Genomic DNA, 18,651 nt, shown 5'->3' on the forward strand with positions numbered 1-18,651 from the left:
TTAGTTATTGGATTGTGTCTTTAACACTTACTTTTCCACCTTTTATAATCAGCCATACAGCCAGGGACATTTCCCCGATAAGACTGGGAACGGCAACCAGTAATAAAAATAAATAACTATACTGGTCGTAGCCGGGAATCATAAAATGCGCTACGGTATCGGACATATACATTATCCCTGCCAGGAGCAGGAATAGTGCGATAAACCGCGGACTTTTAATAATGAAGGCAAGCAGGATCAAATGGATACCAAAGAAGAACAAGCCAATGAGCCAGATCGTATTAAACTGGTTGATCTGTTGTAAAATAAAAGAGGGGTCTGCTGATGTTAAAACTTCGGGCAGACTAAAAACAGCCACTCCCATGATAGCGGCGTGCATCATCCGGAAAAGAGTGCTTAATCCGGTGAGCGGGTGCGACCGATAGAGCAGGTGCAGGGCCCAGGCCACCACCACATCAAAAACCGCGGTGATAAGAAAGGCTAGAATGCCCAGACGCACGGTTAGATCTGCCTCCTGTACAGTGAGAAGTGGTTGTGTTTTCAGGGATTCCAGCATAAAGAAGTTGGCGAAAATGGCCGCAATAAAAATAACCAGGTAACTAAATCCTGCGATTCGGCTTAGATGCTGCCCGGATATTGCAAAGCTACTAACGGTCATAATGGTATTTGCTCTCTGTAATCTTTATGGTGGCGGATCCTTTAAGCGGGGATTATTAATTCGTTCCCGGGAGGTGTTTAAACATATTTTTCACCTCCTCAAGAGTGTAAACCTTATAATCGATCTCCATTTGCCGGGCATATTCCTCCACTGTATTGGTGAATCCCGCTTGCTCCCGGCGCTGGTTTACCGTTTCCGGGTCTTTGATCGGCCAGATAATGAACACCTGGTCTCCTTTTCCCTTAGGAGCATTTTTTAGCGCAGACCCCCAGGCCTGTGTGCCATAAACCTGCTCCCTGCCCTGTTGCATCAGGAGGCGGTCTTCCATTAATCCAACATATTGCATGGGAAGCTCTTCCTGTTCTCCGGCCTCTTTGATCAATGGGAAGTATTTTTCAATGGCACCCGAATGTTGAATAACCAACCAGGCAGACAAATGCGTAGGGGTACCCACCAGGGATTTCCCGGGATATCCATATTGATCAAGGATCTCGTAGATTCTTTTTTGGTTGAGGGAATCGTGCTTCGTGATAATGCCCCAGGGATTCGCGTCAAATTCTTTTTCGGTATACCCTATCTTTTGAAGAATTTCTGATTTCTTTTCCTTTGTAATGTTCTGGTCCGTCAATTGGCGGGTCCCCTGGTCAAGGGTCATGATCGAATCCAATTCGGCTTTTAATTCGAGGTTAACCGTTTGGGATGTTGCCGATACAGAAAAAAAGCAAATGAGCGCCAATGCATAGACAGCTTTCATAGCGATGGTTTTTGTGATGATCTTTTTTAATAAAGGGGATTCTTATCTTTCTGGTTCCTGATATTTTATTTCCCCTTTTTATCGGTACCGGAAGCCACGTTTTCACTATCGACATTGCGGTATTTTTCGAACCAGGCCAGTATGGCGGTGATCTTAGCTACCAGGTTGCTGGGTTTGTTGGCAATACCATGGCCGGAATTTGGAATGCGTACCATGGCGGTTTCCACGCCTTCGATCTTCAGGGCTGCATACAATTGCTCAGACTCGGAGATAGGAGTTCTGAAATCCTGTTCCCCGGTTAACAGCATGGTTGGGGTGGTTACATTACCAACGTAATTCAATGGTGACCTTTTAAAATAGTTTTCAGGGTCTTCCCAGGGCTTCTTCCCAAACCAGTATTTGTAAAAGAACTGCGGATTATCTGCGTGGAGTACAAAGCTGGTCCAGTTGATCACGGGTTTGGCAACTACAGCCGCCTTAAAACGGTCGGTCTTTCCAACGATCCAGGCGGTGAGTACACCACCACCACTGCCTCCCGTTACAAAGAGGTTGTCTGTGTCTATAAAGCCCTTTTCTATTACGGCATCCACCCCGGACATAAGGTCTTCATAGTCGTTACTGGGATAGTTGTGGTGGATGAGGTTGCCGAATTCCATTCCGTAGCTTGTACTTCCCCGCGGATTCGAATACAGTACCACATAACCGGCAGCCGCATAAGCCTGAACTTCTGCTGAGAAAACCGAGCCATAGCTGGTAAAGGGACCACCGTGGATCTCCAGGATCAGCGGATATTCTTTATTCGGATCAAAATCGGGCGGAGTTACCACCCAGCCCTGGATATCCCGTTGGTCGTGACTTGATTTCCACCAGAGTTCCTCAACCGCTCCCCGGTTCTTGAATGCGAACAGGTCGTCGTTGAGGTGGGTGATCCTTGTTTGCTTCCTGCTGTCGCCTGCGCCAAGATCGGCAGGACTTTCGGGAGTGCCGTAGGTATAGGCGAACTGCCCGTTTGCTGACGCACTGAAACTGGCTGCATTATAAGGTCTGCCCAGAGATAGCCCGCCCAGATTTCCTGCCAGGGGAGTTACTTTTCCGCTGAGACTAACAGAAGCCAGTTTGGTTTCGCCCTTATCCGTATACTGTATGAACAGCCCTTTGTTGCCGTTCCAGGCCATATCTTCAATACTGCGGTCCAGGCCGGTTGGGATCTCACGGCTGTTGCTGCCGTCGGTATCCATGATGTAAAGTTTGGCCTGCTGGTAGCCCAGGAGTGCATCGTCGTAACCGAGGTACGCGATCTTTTGACCGTCCGGAGAGAGTACCGGATTTCTATCCGGCCCGTAGCGATCGGTGAGTTTTTTCAATTCGCCGGTGTTAATGGTTAAGCGGTAGATATCCGAATCCTGGGGTTCCATTTCCGATTCTTCGTGAAAGTTGGCACTGAAAAACAAATGCGAACCATCTGAAGACCAGGCAGGGGTGCCGTGGTCAAAATCCTTAAAGGTGAGTTGCCGGGGCGTTCCTCCCTGTATGGGCAGGGTAAAGATCTGGGTGTTTCCGGGTTGGAGATAACCGCGTCCGTCGGCCCTGTAGGTCATATCGTCAATATAGATCGGGGGAGCATTCCATTGTGCCCCTTCAGGCTTGGCCGGCATTTTGATCAGGGAGCTCTTTTTTTTAGGCACAAACATGGTAAAGGCAAGAGCGCTGTCGTCGGGCGACCAGGTAACTGTGCCCGGAGAAACCGGAGTATTGGTAAGGGCCATCGTTTCCCTGGTATCCATCCACATCAGGTAAAGCTTCATTTTATCGTCTTCCCGGTTGGAGCGGTACACCACCTTTTTTCCGTCATGAGACCACCGGGGCGCTACATCGTTTTGATTCCCTGTGGTTAAAGGACGGTTGTTAGTGCCGTCAGCATTGACCATCCAAAGGTTGGAAAGGTTTTTGTCGGTCATGATATCCTTAAAGTTCCGCACATAAATGATCTTCGATCCATCTGGCGAGATTCGGGGGTCTGAGACATATTCCATGTCAAATATGTCGATGGGTTCAAGGTTGGTTTTAACCTGGGCGTTGACTTGAATGCCGGTGGCAAAGACCAGGAGCAGGAAGTAATAAAGAGCTTTCATTTTTAGTGTTTTAGGTCAGGAAAAAAATCGAAATAATATACGAATAATTGTCAAATGATCCGGAGCTGGAAAATAGACGGTGGTTTTCCGGAAGGGAGTTTAAGAAAAATGACGTGAGGAGCCCCCTGCCTGAATTTTTGATTTGCCGGAGTCGCCGGTGTTATTAAAAGAGGAGATGGGTTATCGCTGCGAAGAGCCCGAAAAGGGAGGTTAGAAAAATAAAGTTAACCCACAGGTTTCTGAACCGATAGAAGAGTAACCTTCCTGAATACACCAGTATCAGCAATAACAGGGAGGACAGGAGGTATAAGACCCGTTGATGGATAAGGTAGTAGGTGTCGCGAACATTCAGGGTAACCTCTGTATCCGGAGCAAAGTCGCCACCTGTTATTATCAGGCAGAAACTTCCTGCTATCAGGATGCATAGGGCCACCCATTTCATTTCATTTTTCATGAACATAATGGATTTTAACAAGACATCCTCAAATATAGAAATTACCTTTCATTCCTGTATTAAGAGCAATTGCAGGCTCCGAAAGTGGATAAAGTTTATCAAATAATGAGTTTCTTTTTCATGCTGTAGCCTTCATTGACATTCCCGGTGATGGTTTCGGTCATGTTCAGGTCCAGGCTGTCTTTGAAAATACCATCCGAGAGGTTGTGCAGAAAATTGGTTCCGTCATAATGTTGGGTTTGGTAAACCTCTTCACAAAGGGTATCGGGAAAGGCAATTTGCGTTATCAGCAGGGAGTTTTCATGTTGGTCCTTGATCTCTACGTGTATATGAGGTGCCCTGTCCGGGTAGAAGCCGGGGAATATACTGATGAAGTTCGCCCTGCCCATGGCATCGGTAATTTGCCGTCCTCTTAAGAAATGCTCCGCCGTCAGGTCTTCAGGTTGCAGGCGGTGGTTACCGTATTCAGAATATTTCCCATGATTATCACAATGCCATATGTCTATGGCTACACCGCTAATGGGGGTGCAATTATTTTTGCTGTCGAGAACTTCCAGTGCTATCTGCAGAGGAATGCCTACCCGGTTTCCTATGATATTTTCCCTTACATAATCCAACGGGGTTTTATTTGGGAAGGGTCCCCTGGTTTCGGTCGGGGTGGTGTTGCAGGGTGTATTGGTGGGATCCGGTTGCTGCTTTCCTGAAGAAATAAGGGTGTTTATTCCTATAACACCACCTATCCCAAAGAGTCCTTTTTTGAGAAATTCGAGCCTTTTCATGGGTTGTTTATTTTTAACGGCAGGTAGTATTCAATAGGTAATGTAAAGATAGTTAAATGTCAGATAACCAGTGTGGTAAAAAATATTTTCCAGGCCGAAGGTGGTAAGGGGTTTTGACTAAGCCATGCTAGAATAGGCAGATCTACTGGATAGCGCCCTGTTTTTTGATCGTAAATATCGGTAAGCGATAAATGCAGCTGTAACCAATTCCTTCCCGTCTGGTAAGGATTTAACGCATTCTCATATTAATGGGCGCCAGCCCTGTCTTTAAAATGCCGTTTTCCGGCGCTGGCCAGTTTGTATTCGTATTTGCTCAGTATATTTTCTTCCAGGACCATTTCAGTTTCACAAAAATCCCTGAAAAAATCCCGGACATTTTCCATCGTTTCCATGACATGGTCATTGATGTAGTTCACGTCGATGTTAATGCAAACGGCTCCTATGAGTCCAAAATCCTTTCGGTAGATCGGGATGGTGGTGCACTTAAAGGTTCTGCTTCCGATATTGAGTTCATAATTAAGTTTATCCTGCTTCAGGGCATTACGCTTTTTAAGATCGAGTACAAGCATGGTGGTTCCATCCCCAATCTGACGTCCGGTTACCGGATTCTCCAGGGCGATGATTGATTTGGATGGATTCATCAGGTTGTGCAACAGGATCTCAATACCACTGTGTCTGAAGGTTTTTCCAATGAGCTTCACCAGGGTCTTGTAGTTCTCCAGGTGGGCCAGGTTGTCGTCTATAACCTCGTTGCCGTTGTACTTCTTAAAGAATTTTTTGTAATTGCGGAGTTCATCTCCCGTGAGGAAGAATCGCACATTGTTCTGTTCTCCTATGAACAACAACTGACGGGCGGCTGAAAAGTCATAGCTTTTGAGCAGGTATCTTACTCCTTCGTTAAACCTGGGAAGGTCAAAATTGGGAAAGCCATGCTCATCAACAATGAAGGGGTAGAATTCATATTCTTCCAGGGATCTTCCCTTGCTCTTTTTTCGTTCCCTTTGCTTACCCAGAAAGAAGCCCCCGGCAAACAGGATCACCGAGGTTAGCAGGCCGGATAGAATGTTGACGATCCAGGTGTTGTTAAATAGCGAGTCCATATTTCAGGATGAGGGTTGGTTAAAGGCTCCGGAATTAACCTCCCTGATGAATTTTATCATCCCTGTAAAATAGGTGTCGGCATCGTCGTACATGGCCAGGTGACTTCCATTGGGGCAATGCAGGTATTGGCCGTTTTCTACCTGACCCGCCATCCATTCCATGTGTTTCGGGTCCATGGTATCGTGAGCGGCGCCGATTACCAGGGTAGGAACGGAAATTTGAGGCAGGTCTTTGCTGCGATCCCAGTCTTTCAGGGAAGCATCACCTACGATACCAAATTCACTGGGCCCCTGCATGGCCAGGTAGATGTCGTAATTTAATCTTGAAAATCCTCTCATAACCGGTTCCGGCCATTCTTCCAGAGGCATCCGGAGAATGTGTTCGGTATAATAGTGTTCGAATAGGAGTTCACTGTACCTTGGATTGTCGTATTCTTCATTCGCCTCCAACTTCCTGACTTCTTTCAGGACTTCTTCCGGAAGCATCGGAGCGAGTACCTCGTTAGCGTATTTGTTGTATTCGGGCACAGAGGACACCATGTTGGAAATGATAAGTCCCTTCAGGTTGTTCTGGTACTTAAAGGCATATTCCATGGCTAAGATCCCTCCCCAGGAATTCCCGTACAGGTAGAAGTTGGAGCTGTCCAGGTTCAGAGCCTGCCGTACTTGTTCCACCTCTTCTACAAAGTGGTCGATGGTCCAGAGATCCGGATCATTGGGTTGATCACTAAAGGCCGATTCCAATTGGTCATAGTAATAATACTCGATGTTGGCTGCCGGGAAAAAGGAGTCGAAAACTTCATAAAGTTCATGGTTTGCACCGGGCCCGCCATGAAGGATCAGTACCTTCATATCAGGATTGTTTCCAATGCGTTTGGTCCATACCTCAAATTCTCCCTTTGGGGTAGTGATGGGGATCATTTTGACCCCGCCGCTGAGGATATCATCCCGTCCGGAATAATCCAGGTAGCCTGATTTTTGGTCTGCTGTGTCGGTTTTTGTGGTGGATTCCGGTTGTTGCGTATTGCAATTGGCGCCAAGAAGGGCCAGGATAATCAGGAGGAACAATTTTTTCATGAAATGCGGTATTTGGTTGGAAGATGGTTTTTTCTTGTAGTTTAAAATAACACCAAAAGACAGTTTTGATTCGGTATTATAACAAATGAAAAAAGGTTGTTTTTAGTGGGGTGTGCTGTGGTAAATAGCTGAAAATATTTTAGTTACACCTATTAAATGTAAGAAAATAATTTAAAAGTAAATACATGACAATGTTTTTGGGTATTCAGGACAACTAAATTTTTATCGACTCCCGACTCCCGACTCCCGACTCCCGACTCCCGACTCCCGACTCCCGACTCCCGACTCCCGACTCCCGACTCCCGACTCCCGACTCCCGACTCCCGACTCCCGACTCCCACCCAAACATGTTGAGCATAATAAGCCGGACCTCGCGTAAATGGATTACAGGTGATGGGTTCCTTCCCCTGTAGGGGAGGGTCGAGCGTATAGAAATGGTTCGGTGAACCATTTTAGCGAAGGAGCCTGATGGCACATGGGGTACAACGCCAAAGGCGTTGACGGAAGGGGGCGGGGGTGCAGGTATTGCTTTTAAGGTTAAGATTCCTTCAGTACTAAGTTTTCATAACATCACCTTGTCACTCCATTACTTTAATTAGGCGGTGTTAGCTCGCTAAGCTCGCTGAGTCCCGAAAACGTCATGTTGAGTATAAAAAGCCAGACCCCTTCGGGATGTGATTTCTTGCGGCATCACTGTATAACCGCATCACTGCATAACTCTATCACTATCGTGGCGGTGTTAGCTCGCTAAGCTCGCTGAGTCCCGAAAACGTCATGTTTAGTATAAAAAGCCCCGCTCCTTCGGGATGTGATTTCTTACGGCATTACTGTATAACCGCATCACTGCATAACTCTATCACTATCGTGGCGGTGTTAGCTCGCTAAGCTCGCTGAGTCCCGTCCGAACATGTTGAACATAAAAAGCCAGGCCCCTTCGGGTCCTCCTTTTTTGTTTCCATCCGCCCTTTCAAAAACAAGTTTTTGACGGGCTCCTGAAAACAAAAAAGCCGGAACGCAAGTTCCGGCTTTTTATGCATCTGTACTCGAGGCGGGACTTGAACCCGCACGGACATTGCTGCCCACTGGATTTTAAGTCCAGCGTGTCTACCAATTCCACCACTCGAGCTGCTTTCGCATCGGTAAAAAAAATACGCGGTTGATGCAACCCCGTATTTATAAGAACATGCCTCTTCGGGCCTTTGAGCGAAAAACGGGATTCGAACCCGCGACCTCAACCTTGGCAAGGTTGCGCTCTACCAACTGAGCTATTTTCGCATGGATGTTAAGATCGTGCAATGCCTGATGGAACAGGCCTTATTGCGGTCGCAAATTTAAAACAATTCTCCTTATTGCAAAGATTTTTTGAAAATTATTTTTCCCATTTTAAAGCAACCTGCAGGCCGAGTTGAAGTTAAATGCTAAATCGGAAATTTAATTCCCGAAATCAAAATTTCAAATTCCAAAAAGGTGACTCCAACCACCCTTAACCCGTACCTCTTAAGTCATTTCAGCAGGTCGCCACGGTCACGTTGCTCCCTCGCGAAGACGATGGGTTTAATATCTGTACTTAATTACTCGTTCCTGAAACTCGTCCCTCGAACTCCTTGCTCAAACTCGTCCCTGAAACTCAGCTCTCGAACCTCACTACGCCTGCTTTTTCTTTAATAACATCCGCTTGATCTCATTGAGCTTCATCAGGGCTTCAACCGGGGTGAGGGTATCGATGTCTGTGTGCAGAATTTCCTGTTTGATCTCCTCAAGAAGCGGATCGTCCAGGTTAAAGAAACTCAGTTGCATTTCATCCCTGGCATCCTGTAATTTACTGGTGAGCTCTTCACTGCTGTGCGACTTCTCCAGTTTCGCAAGGATCTTATTCGCCCTGTTAATCACCTGGTTGGGCATTCCCGCCATCCTGGCCACATGGATCCCGAAGCTGTGTTCGCTGCCGCCCGGAACCAGTTTGCGGAGAAAGAGTACGTTGTCTTTCAGTTCTTTTACTGAGACATTGTAATTCTTTATGCGCTCAAAGGTCTCGCTCATTTCGTTAAGCTCGTGGTAATGTGTGGCAAAAAGCGTCTTTGCCCGGGACGGATGCTCGTGAAGGTATTCGGCTATGGCCCATGCAATCGAGATCCCGTCATAGGTGCTGGTGCCGCGTCCGATCTCATCGAGTAAAACCAGGCTGCGATCACTGATGTTATTAAGAATAGAGGCAGTTTCATTCATTTCCACCATAAAGGTCGATTCCCCCATCGAAATATTGTCGCTGGCACCCACCCGGGTAAAAATCTTATCGACCACGCCTATATCTGCCGCGGTGGCAGGCACAAAACTTCCCATCTGTGCCAGCAGAACGATTAGGGCGGTCTGGCGAAGGATAGCCGATTTACCACTCATGTTGGGCCCGGTGATCATGATCAGTTGCTGGGCATCCCTGTCAAGTCGCACGTCGTTGGCAATATAAGGTTCTCCCGGCGGGAGTTGTTTTTCAATTACCGGATGACGCCCTTCCTTGATCTCCAGGTCACAGCTGTCGTTCACATTCGGGCGGGTATAGTTGTTCTCCTTAGCCAGAACAGCAAAGCCCGCCAGGCAGTCGATCCGGGCCACAAGGGTAGCATTTTTCTTGACCTCCGAAATGTATTCCTGCATCCATACGACCAGCTGGGTGAAGATCTGTTGTTCCAGGATGCCGATCTTTTCTTCTGCTCCGAGGATCTTTGCTTCGTATTCCTTTAATTCTTCAGTGATATATCGCTCTGCGCTTACCAGGGTTTGCTTGCGAACCCATCCTTCAGGGACTTTATCCTTATGTGTATTACGCACCTCGATATAGTAGCCGAAAACATTGTTGCTCGATATTTTTAAAGAGGGGATCCCGGTAGCCTTCATCTCCCTTTCCAGCATGGCATCCAGGTAATCTTTTCCGGAAAAGGCCAGAGCGCGCAGTTCGTCAAGTTCTTCAGAGTATCCCTGGGCGATAGCATCTCCCTTAGCGATGTTTACCGGAGCTTCCTCGTTGAGCATCTCCTTGATACGGGTTCTCAAAGCCTCGCAATCGCCGATCTGTTGGCCCAGGCGACTCAGGGTTTCATTCTCGCTGTTTATTGCCAGTTGCTTCAGCGGAATAATGGCCTCCAGGGAATTCTTGAGCTGGATCACCTCCCTGGGGTTGATCTTTCCGGTGGCAACCTTGGAGATAAGGCGTTCAATATCGCTGAGTTGTTTGATATGGTGCAGTATTTTCTCCAGGAGGGTTTCCTCCCCGATCAGGAAGGCGGTGATCTCCTGCCGCTCCAGGATCTGTTTCGGGTCTTTCAGTGGCAGTGCTAACCATCGCTTCATCAGTCGGCCTCCCATAGGAGAGATGGTCTTGTCGATCACATCCAGCAGGGTGACCCCTTGTTGCTGCGGGGTCTGGTAGAGTTCCAGGTTCCTGATCGTAAAGCGGTCCATCCAGACATAGGACTCCTGGGCAATACGATTGATGGTGTTGATGTGGTTGAGCTGGGTGTGCTGGGTTTCACTGAGGTAGTGAAGTGCTGCACCTGCAGCAATGATGCCTTCCCTGAGGTGGTCGATCCCGAACCCTTTCAGGGAGGAAGTCTTAAAATGCTTGTTCAGGGTTTCCTGGGCATAGTCTTCCTGGTATACCCAGTCTTCCAGGAAAAAACTATGGTACTCCTTCTGATAGGTATCCAGGTACTCCTTCTTGTGTTTTTTGGAGATCAGGACCTCACTTGGATTAAAATTTTGCAGGAGCTTGTCGATATGTTCTTCATTGCCCTGGGCTGTAAGAAATTCTCCGGTGGATACATCCAGAAAGGCTATTCCGAGTTCTTTCTTGCCGTAGTGTACGGCGCAGAGAAAGTTGTTGGATCGCGAACGCAGGATGTCGTCATTCAGGGCTACTCCGGGAGTGACCAGTTCGGTAACCCCGCGTTTTACGATGGTCTTGGTTTGCTTTGGGTCTTCCAGCTGGTCGCATATGGCGACCCGCTCTCCGGCCTTTACCAGTTTCGGCAGGTAGGTGTGAAGGGAATGATGAGGGAATCCGGCCAATTCGGTCCGGTCGCCCCCGTTATTTCTCTGGGTGAGTACTATGCCAAGGATCTTGGCTGCCCGAACGGCATCTTCTCCAAAAGTTTCATAAAAATCACCCACTCTGAACAGTAACAAGGCATCCGGATATTTGGCCTTGATGCTGTTGTATTGCTTCATTAACGGAGTCTCTTTCTTGCCTGATTTTGCCAAAACTGTCTGCTTTTTGGTGAACCTCAAATTTACGTTTTTTTGCCCGGTTTTCAGACCTGCCCTCCATTCTTTATAAACAGGTGTTGTTGATTATTTTTTCCTGCAGCACCCCACTTAAACTTGGTGCTGACACAGTTTTTTATATCGGGGGATAGGGTTATTTTTGCACCTAAAGATTTCGGTATGCGCAAACTCAGGAACAGCGAATTGAACAGGCTGGATGTGGAAGGATTTAAAAAGGCAGAAAAGGTGCCGCTTATTGTGGTGCTCGACAACATCAGAAGCCTGAACAATATTGGCTCTGTATTTCGCAGTTGTGATGCATTCCTGGTGGAAAAAGTGATCCTCTGTGGTATCACGGCCACCCCGCCCCATAAAGACATTCATAAAACTGCTCTGGGTGCTACAGATAGTGTGGCATGGCAATATGAGGAAGATTGCCTGGAGGTGATAGAAGAACTGAACGCCCGGGGGGTGGTTACCCTGGCTGTGGAGCAGGCCGAAAACGCGGTGATGCTTAACGACTTTGAGCCGGAGCCTAATACTATCTACGCCCTGGTATTTGGAAATGAGGTGAAAGGGGTGCAGCAAAAAGTGGTGAGTGCCTGTAAGGCGGTGATTGAAATTCCGCAATACGGAACCAAACATTCTCTTAATATTTCAGTAAGTGCCGGGGTGGTGCTTTGGGATATGTTCGCGAAATTAAAGGCGAAGAATACCTGGAACCTTGAATAAAAAAAGCCCGACAGATCGGGCTTGGTGGTTTAAATATTAAGTAAAGTTAGCTAGTTTTCAAGGTGTTTTTGGTGCCCCTAATTAATGCATCCTTGACGGAAAAACCAAAAAATATCTTAAAAAAATAGCGCCTCTACTGTTTATCTGAAAAAAGATGTATTTCGTCGATTATATGTTGGTAGTCCTGGGGGTTTTTAACAAAGTCCAGTTCTGTGATATCGATGATCAGGGCATTTAGTTCGGGCTGAGTTTTGATAAAATCCAGGTAGGCACGATTGATGTCTTTCAGGTATTCCGGGGCGATCTGCTGCTCGTAGCTTCTTCCTCTCTTTCTGATGTTCTCCAAAAGACGTTCTGTGCTTTGGTACAGGTATACGTAGATGTCCGGTTTGGTGATATCCTTATACATGATGTTGAATAATCGCCTGTAGAGTTTGAACTCTTCATCCTGGAGGGTAACCCGGGCAAATATCAACGATTTATAGATGTCGTAATCGCTCACCATAAACGATTTGAACAGGTCTTTCTGAGTACTGTCGTTTACGAATTGCTGATAGCGTTCGGCGAGAAAGGACATTTCCAGGGGGAAGGCGTAACGGTCCTTGTCTTCGTAGAACCTTGGGAGAAATGGATTGTCTGCAAACTGCTCTAAAAGAAGTTTACCGTTAAAGTCCCCTGATATCATTGTGGATAAGGTGGTTTTACCTGCACCAATATTTCCCTCGATGGCCACATAATTGAATTTACTGAAATTATGAATGCTGCTGTGCAGGACCATCGAAGTGCGCTCCAATGTGCTTGTGTCCGGACACGCTTCCAAAAGCTCGGAGGTGGTCTTATTCAGTACAGGGTGCAATAGATCAGGAGCGATATCGGCCAGGGGTTGCAAAACAAACCTCCTTTTTTCCAGCTGAGGGTGGGGGATCCGAAGGTCGGTTTCGTCTATGATCTCCCGGTCATAAAACAGGATGTCCAGGTCGATGCTTCGCGATTGGTAACCTTTCTGGTCCGATCGTACCCGTCCTAAGGATTTTTCGATATTCAGCAGGATCTCAAGCAATTCCTGTGGGTGGAGTTCTGTATCCAGGGCGATGCAGGCATTTAAAAAATCATCTGCCTCGAATCCCCAGGAAGGGGTTTGGTATACCTGCGAAACCTTGGTTACAGTTCCGGCTCTTTCCCTTAATAAAGAAACGGCGGTTTGCAGATTGTATAGTTTCTCTCCACTGTTACTTCCCAAAGAAATATATGCCTTCTTCAACTGTTTCATGATCTTGGCAAAGTAACTAAAAGAAATCTACAAAAGATTATCTTTGTTACTCATGTTAATAAAAAATTGCGATGGTTTATTGGGGGTGGATTTGACTGTTGCCCCCTGCTGCCTGATAATCAGTTCTAGCCTATGAATTTTCTGAGAAATCTTCTCGCTTCCATTTTAGGGACCTTACTTGCCCTGGGAATTATCTTTATGTTGTTGCTGCTCATTATGGTAGGAGCCACTGCCGGGGCCGACCCGGTAGTACGGGTAAAAAACAATTCGATCCTGAGAATTTCTCTTCAGGGGCCGGTTCCGGATTACGGAGGGCAATTTCGCATCAACGATCTCGATTATGAGTTTGAAGAGTATGACGGCTTAAATCATATGCTTCGGGCTATTGAGCATGCGGCTGAGGATGACAGGATAAAAGGGATCAGTATCGAAAATTCAATGCTTCAGGCTGGTAATGCCACGGCCCAGACACTGCGCAAAGCCTTGCAGGAATTTAAAGATTCCGGGAAGTTTGTTTACGCCTATGCGGAGTTGTATGCCCAGAAAGATTATTGGTTGTCTTCTGTAGCTGATTCTGTTTTTCTGAACCCTCAGGGGATCCTGGATTTCAGAGGACTTTCGTCTGAGGTGCTTTTCTTTGGCGATTTCCAGGATAAAAGCGGTTTGCGGATGGAAGTGGTGCGTCATGGAAAATACAAAAGCGCTGTAGAGCCTTTTCTGGGGAACTCCATGAGCGAGGAAAACCGACGGCAGATCACCGAATTATTGGGGTCGGTATGGGAACAGTACCTCCTGGATATTTCAGAAAGCCGGGGCCTGGAGGTGGAAACCCTGAATGGGTACGCCGATCAGTTGCTGGCCCGAACCCCGGAGATGGCGCTGGAAAATGGATTCGTAGATGGCCTTCTCTATGCAGATCAGTACGATGATTTCTTAAAGGAGCAGGCAGGTACGAATGCGGGTAATGACCTTGAGTTCATCAACCTGGAGAAGTACGCTGAATATACGGCCAGAACCCGATCAAAGTCGGCAGCCAACCGTATTGCTGTAGTGTATGCCCAGGGCGATATCGGGTACGGGAAAGGTTCTAAGGATGTGATCGGGCAGGGTATCATGTATAAGTCCCTTAAAGATGCCCGGGAAGACAACAGGGTAAAGGCTATTGTGCTCAGGGTGAATTCCCCGGGAGGATTGGCGCTTACCTCAGACCTCATATGGCGTGAGGTGGAGGTGACACAAAAAGTGAAGCCCGTTGTGGTTTCCATGGGGAACTATGCGGCATCCGGCGGCTATTATATCGCTGCCGCAGGAAACCGGATCTTTGCTGAGCCAACCACCATTACCGGCTCTATCGGGGTGTTTGTTACCATTCCTAATATCCGGGAACTGGCTTCCAGGTGGGGTATCAATGCCGAGCAGGTGAATACCAATAAGAACTCAACGGCCTACAGCCTGTTCGAGTCACCAACAGAAACCTTCAAAAAGTATTCAGAAGAATCTATTGAGGAGAATTACCAGCATTTTCTGCGAATCGTGGCAGAGGGTCGCGACATGACCACAGAACAGGTTAATGAGGTGGCTCAGGGTCGGGTCTGGAGTGGAGCCCAGGCGGTGGAAAAGGGATTGGTGGATGAGTTGGGGTCTCTGGACGATGCGATCAGATATGCTGCCGGATCGGCTGGGATTTCCGACTACGTTACAGTTGATTACCCCGTGTATGAATCCAATTTCAGGGATGCACTGGGCGACCTGGGGATAGGATTCTTTGATGCCCGGGAAGATATTCTCAAACAGGAACTTGGGGCCGAAGTGTATGAGCTGCTTACAAAGATCCGGCAAATGGCTGCTATGAAAGGCGTGCAGGCAAGGTTGCCCTTTGAACTCCAAATACAATAAACTTTTATGGATCTAAAAAAGAAACGCCTCGCGTTTAAGGTGTATCTCTTTCTAGCGGCTTTGTTCATCACTTCCCTGGTGGTGTCTAACCTGATCTTCCAGAAATTCTTTTACTGGTACCCTTTTGGAGAAGATACCCAGCTGTTCGGGGCTCCCTTGTTTGAGCTTTCCGTGGGAATTCTGCCTTACCCGTTAACCTTTTTAATAACGGACCTTATCTCTGAGGTCTATGGGCGCAAGAAGGCAAACCAGGTAGTGACGGCAGGGATCTTTGCTTCCCTCTTTTCCATGACGATCATCCTGCTCGCTAATGTGGTGCCTGCGAACAGCTGGTCGCCGGTGAACGACGATCTGTTTCAAACGGTTTTCGCCCTTTCTCCGATAGCGGTGCTGGCTTCCATGCTGGCTTACCTTTTCGCTCAGTATATCGATATAGGGATCTATCATTTCTGGAAGCGATTGACCAAGGGGAAATACCTCTGGCTTAGAAATAATTTTTCCACCTTTAGTTCGCAATTTATCGATACGTTTACCGTTATCCTGTTGCTTTGTATTTTCGGTGTGCTCTCCTGGGATAATTTCTATGGTTTGGTGGTGAGTGGTTTTATATTTAAAGTGATAATCGCCCTGCTCGATACCCCATTATTGTATTTGTTTGTTTATATTTTCAGGAAACAGTTCGGTCTTGCCATCAATGAAGAGATCGATCTTGGCTTTCACCTCGAAAGCGCCCGGGATCGCAAAATGCTTTAGCGGTCCTGTTAAAGATCTTATGTTATGAAAAAAATTCTCCGCCCCGTAATCGTAATTTTTGCTGTGCTTCTGCTCCTGCTGGTACTGTTACCCTTTTTGTTCAGGGGGCGTCTTACCGAGGCCTTGAAACAGCAAATCAACAAAGAGCTTCAGGCTACCGTAGATTTTGGCGACACCGATCTCAGTTTTTTCCGGAGCTTTCCTTCGCTTAACCTTGGAATCGATAACCTGAGTATCGTGAATCAGGCTCCTTTTGAGGGAGATACCCTGTTTTATGCGGAAAGGGTTGACCTGGACATGCCAATTAAAACCCTGTTTTCAGGGAGTGTAGCTCCTTACACCATCGATCATTTCAGGATCCGGGAGGCCTATGTTCGCCTGGTTTCAGATGAACAGGGTAGGGTGAATTACGATATCGCCAAGGAGGATCCCGGTACTGGAAATACATCATCTCCGGCCGAAGAGGGGCCCGGAAAGGGGCTTACCCTTAAAGCTTATGAACTTGAAGATATCAGGTTGATCTATGAAGACCGAAAAGAAGGATTATATGTGGAGTTGGACAGCCTTTATCACCGCGGAACCGGGGATCTATCGGCTCAAAAAACGGTACTGTCAACAGAAACCTCCGGCTTGTTTACAATGAGCTACGGGGGGACCGATTATTTGAAAAGGAATGTATTTGACTGGAAGGCGGATATGGAGCTGGATCTCGAGATCCTGTCGTTCGTATTTAAGGAGAATACGGCTCATATCAACCGGTTGCCTCTGGTTTTTGATGGGGGTATTGCCCTGTTGGAAACGGGGACCGATTTTGATCTCAGGTTTGAAACTCCTTCTACAGATTTCAGACAATTTCTCTCCCTTATCCCTGAAAAGTATTCCGGAGACCTGGCCGGTATCGAAGCCAGTGGGTCCTTTACCTTTAGAGGGAATGTTTCGGGGCTGCTTGGGGAGGAAACCATCCCGCAGTTTTCCGTTCAGATGGGAGCTGATAATGCCTCCTTTAAATATACCTCCATGCCCCTTTCCATGGAGGAAATCAGCCTGAGGGGAGAGCTGGGCAATGCGTCAGGTGTTGCAGAGGACACCTTTCTTCGCCTGGATACCCTGCATTTTAATTTGGCAGGAGATCGTCTTGATATGCAGGTGCTTGCGGAAAAACTTGGTGGGAACCCCAGAGTAAGACTGCAGGCAAGTGGGGTGCTGAATCTTGGAAACTTCTCGAAATTAATGCCCGCAGGTACACTTAAGGATCTTCAGGGAATTGTGGATATGGAGGTGTTTTCATCCTTCGATATGCAGGCTGTGGAAAGGCAGGCATACGAACAAATTGATGTAAGGGGAGATCTCAGGTTAAAGGGAGTGCGTTTCGGAAGCGACTACCTGCCTCAGGATGTAATGGTGGAAGAGGCTTTTCTAAGGGTTACCAATACTTCAATGAATGTCGAAAAGGCCAGGGTCCGCACCGGCACATCCGATCTCGAGCTTAACGGGGTGCTCACCAATTATCTGAATGTTCTTTCTGATGATGGGGTTGTTCGCGGAAAGCTGGACCTCCGCTCAGATAAGCTGGTGGTGGCAGATTTTATGGATATGGAGCAGGAAGGCGCCCAGGAAGGTGGAACCGGAGCGGAGGATAAGGACCCTGCTGCGAACCCCGGAGAATCTTCATCAGACGAAGGGTTGTTTCCCGCTTTTATGAACCTGGAGATCAATGGGGCCGCTCAGGAAGTGGTTTACGATAATATGACACTAAAACAGGCCCGGGCTAAAATGATGCTGGCCGACCAGGACCTGAGGATTACCGAGCTCAGTTCCGGATTATTCGGCGGACGGGTCGCGATGAACGGGCTGGTGAAAGGGCAGACCCTTCAGCCTGTATACGATGTGAGTCTCAAAGCTTCTGAATTTGATTTCGCCTCCGCCTTCTCCAAAATGGAGGTTTTGAAGAACCTTGCGCCCGTGGCGAGAATTTTCGAAGGCGAGCTTAATGGTACAATTAACCTTGCCGGAATACTTGATAAAGATATGCATCCCGTTTGGAGTTCCCTTGCAGGTGAACTTCTGGGTCAGCTCAAGGTGGAGCAAGTGAAGAAAAATGAACTCGGCATGGTGAACTCCCTGAATGAGAAACTCGCTTTCGTAGATCTGGGAGAACTTGCGGGGAAAGAGCTTAAAGCTGCCCTTGATTTTGCAGACGGCCAGGTTCGACTCAGACCCCTGGATGTGAATGTAAAGGGAATGCATGCAGTAATTAGCGGCGGGCATTATTTTGACGGGAACATGGATTATACCCTGACCATTGATGTTCCGGCATCATACCTCGGAAAGGATGTGAGCAGCCTGGCCGGTAAGTTGAATATAAAGGATTTTGAGAAGCGTACCGTGCCGGTGGATGTGAAGATCGGTGGGGCGCTCAACAGCCCTTCCTTTACCACCAACCTGGATAAGTCGGTCGAGAATTTTATCGCCCAATTGTCAAGGGAAAAAACAGAAGAACTTACTAAGAAAGGTACTGATGAACTGGGGAACCTGGTGAATAAAGTGCTCGGACAGAATGACGGCGCCGGTACCGGTGCAGTTGCAGATAGTACAAAAACCGCTACTTCAGCGGAGAAGGATGCTGTAAAGGAGGCTGCCGGAAATATTTTGAATTCCCTTTTCAATAAAAAGAAAAAAGACACCACCCAAAACCGTAATTAACCTGTTCGGGCAGGGTTTGTGTTTTTCGGATTGCTTCGATGCTTTTACCGTGTCATGATGGGGTTATGCCAATAGTGCGGACCAAG

The 18,651-nt window shown here is 47.5% G+C and carries 13 protein-coding genes and 2 tRNA genes; 4 read left to right on the forward strand and 11 right to left on the reverse strand.

The window, feature by feature from the left end:
- Positions 1-4 precede the first annotated feature (4 nt).
- The 10 genes from K7R11_RS03765 to mutS all read right to left on the reverse strand — a co-directional run bounded on the left by K7R11_RS03765 (position 5) and on the right by mutS (position 11,208).
- Complete coding sequence (locus K7R11_RS03765; protein WP_224488757.1) at positions 5-658, reverse strand: DUF4386 domain-containing protein; 654 nt, start codon at positions 656-658, stop codon at positions 5-7.
- A 55-nt stretch (positions 659-713) separates the two neighbouring features.
- Entirely contained in the window at positions 714-1,412 is a 699-nt protein-coding gene (locus K7R11_RS03770) for a DUF6624 domain-containing protein (RefSeq protein WP_224488759.1), read from the reverse strand.
- A 65-nt stretch (positions 1,413-1,477) separates the two neighbouring features.
- Positions 1,478-3,544 carry a S9 family peptidase gene (locus tag K7R11_RS03775; RefSeq protein ID WP_224488761.1) on the reverse strand — a complete coding sequence of 689 codons (2,067 nt, stop codon included), beginning with the start codon at positions 3,542-3,544 and terminating at the stop codon, positions 1,478-1,480.
- 163 nt (positions 3,545-3,707) lie between these two features.
- Positions 3,708-3,998: a hypothetical protein gene (locus K7R11_RS03780; RefSeq protein WP_224488764.1), complete on the reverse strand. Its 291-nt coding sequence runs from the start codon at positions 3,996-3,998 to the stop codon at positions 3,708-3,710.
- A 98-nt stretch (positions 3,999-4,096) separates the two neighbouring features.
- Positions 4,097-4,777 (reverse strand): dioxygenase family protein, encoded by a 681-nt coding sequence (locus tag K7R11_RS03785; protein WP_224488765.1) that lies wholly within the window; start codon positions 4,775-4,777, stop codon positions 4,097-4,099.
- 245 nt (positions 4,778-5,022) lie between these two features.
- Positions 5,023-5,877 carry a PAS domain-containing protein gene (locus K7R11_RS03790; RefSeq protein ID WP_224488766.1) on the reverse strand — a complete coding sequence of 285 codons (855 nt, stop codon included), beginning with the start codon at positions 5,875-5,877 and terminating at the stop codon, positions 5,023-5,025.
- A 3-nt stretch (positions 5,878-5,880) separates the two neighbouring features.
- Positions 5,881-6,954, reverse strand: coding sequence for a proline iminopeptidase-family hydrolase (locus tag K7R11_RS03795; RefSeq protein WP_224488767.1), 1,074 nt, complete (start codon positions 6,952-6,954; stop codon positions 5,881-5,883).
- 1,040 nt (positions 6,955-7,994) lie between these two features.
- Positions 7,995-8,080 (reverse strand) — tRNA-Leu (locus K7R11_RS03800).
- Positions 8,081-8,156: 76 nt separating this feature from the next.
- A tRNA-Gly gene (locus K7R11_RS03805) sits at positions 8,157-8,229 on the reverse strand.
- A 369-nt stretch (positions 8,230-8,598) separates the two neighbouring features.
- A complete protein-coding gene (gene mutS, locus K7R11_RS03810; RefSeq protein ID WP_224488768.1) occupies positions 8,599-11,208 on the reverse strand; it encodes a DNA mismatch repair protein MutS in 2,610 nt (869 codons plus the stop codon).
- Positions 11,209-11,391: 183 nt separating this feature from the next.
- Here mutS and K7R11_RS03815 point away from each other — a divergent pair, with 183 nt between their 5' ends.
- Positions 11,392-11,943: an RNA methyltransferase gene (locus K7R11_RS03815; RefSeq protein ID WP_224488769.1), complete on the forward strand. Its 552-nt coding sequence runs from the start codon at positions 11,392-11,394 to the stop codon at positions 11,941-11,943.
- Between the two features lie 133 nt (positions 11,944-12,076).
- Here the strand turns inward: K7R11_RS03815 and folK are convergent, their stop codons facing one another.
- Positions 12,077-13,213 (reverse strand): 2-amino-4-hydroxy-6-hydroxymethyldihydropteridine diphosphokinase, encoded by a 1,137-nt coding sequence (gene folK / locus K7R11_RS03820; protein WP_224488770.1) that lies wholly within the window; start codon positions 13,211-13,213, stop codon positions 12,077-12,079.
- 132 nt (positions 13,214-13,345) lie between these two features.
- Between folK and sppA the strand changes: the two genes are divergently transcribed.
- The 3 genes from sppA to K7R11_RS03835 are packed head-to-tail and all read left to right on the forward strand — an operon-like array spanning position 13,346 to position 18,565.
- Positions 13,346-15,109 (forward strand): signal peptide peptidase SppA, encoded by a 1,764-nt coding sequence (gene sppA / locus K7R11_RS03825; protein WP_224488772.1) that lies wholly within the window; start codon positions 13,346-13,348, stop codon positions 15,107-15,109.
- Between the two features lie 6 nt (positions 15,110-15,115).
- Positions 15,116-15,862, forward strand: a complete 747-nt coding sequence (locus K7R11_RS03830) for a queuosine precursor transporter (protein WP_224488774.1) — start codon at positions 15,116-15,118, stop codon at positions 15,860-15,862.
- A 24-nt stretch (positions 15,863-15,886) separates the two neighbouring features.
- Positions 15,887-18,565: an AsmA family protein gene (locus K7R11_RS03835; protein WP_224488776.1), complete on the forward strand. Its 2,679-nt coding sequence runs from the start codon at positions 15,887-15,889 to the stop codon at positions 18,563-18,565.
- The last annotated feature ends 86 nt before the right edge of the window (positions 18,566-18,651 follow it).

It is taken from the genome of Robertkochia flava (assembly GCF_020166515.1).
Lineage (GTDB): Bacteria > Bacteroidota > Bacteroidia > Flavobacteriales > Flavobacteriaceae > Robertkochia > Robertkochia flava.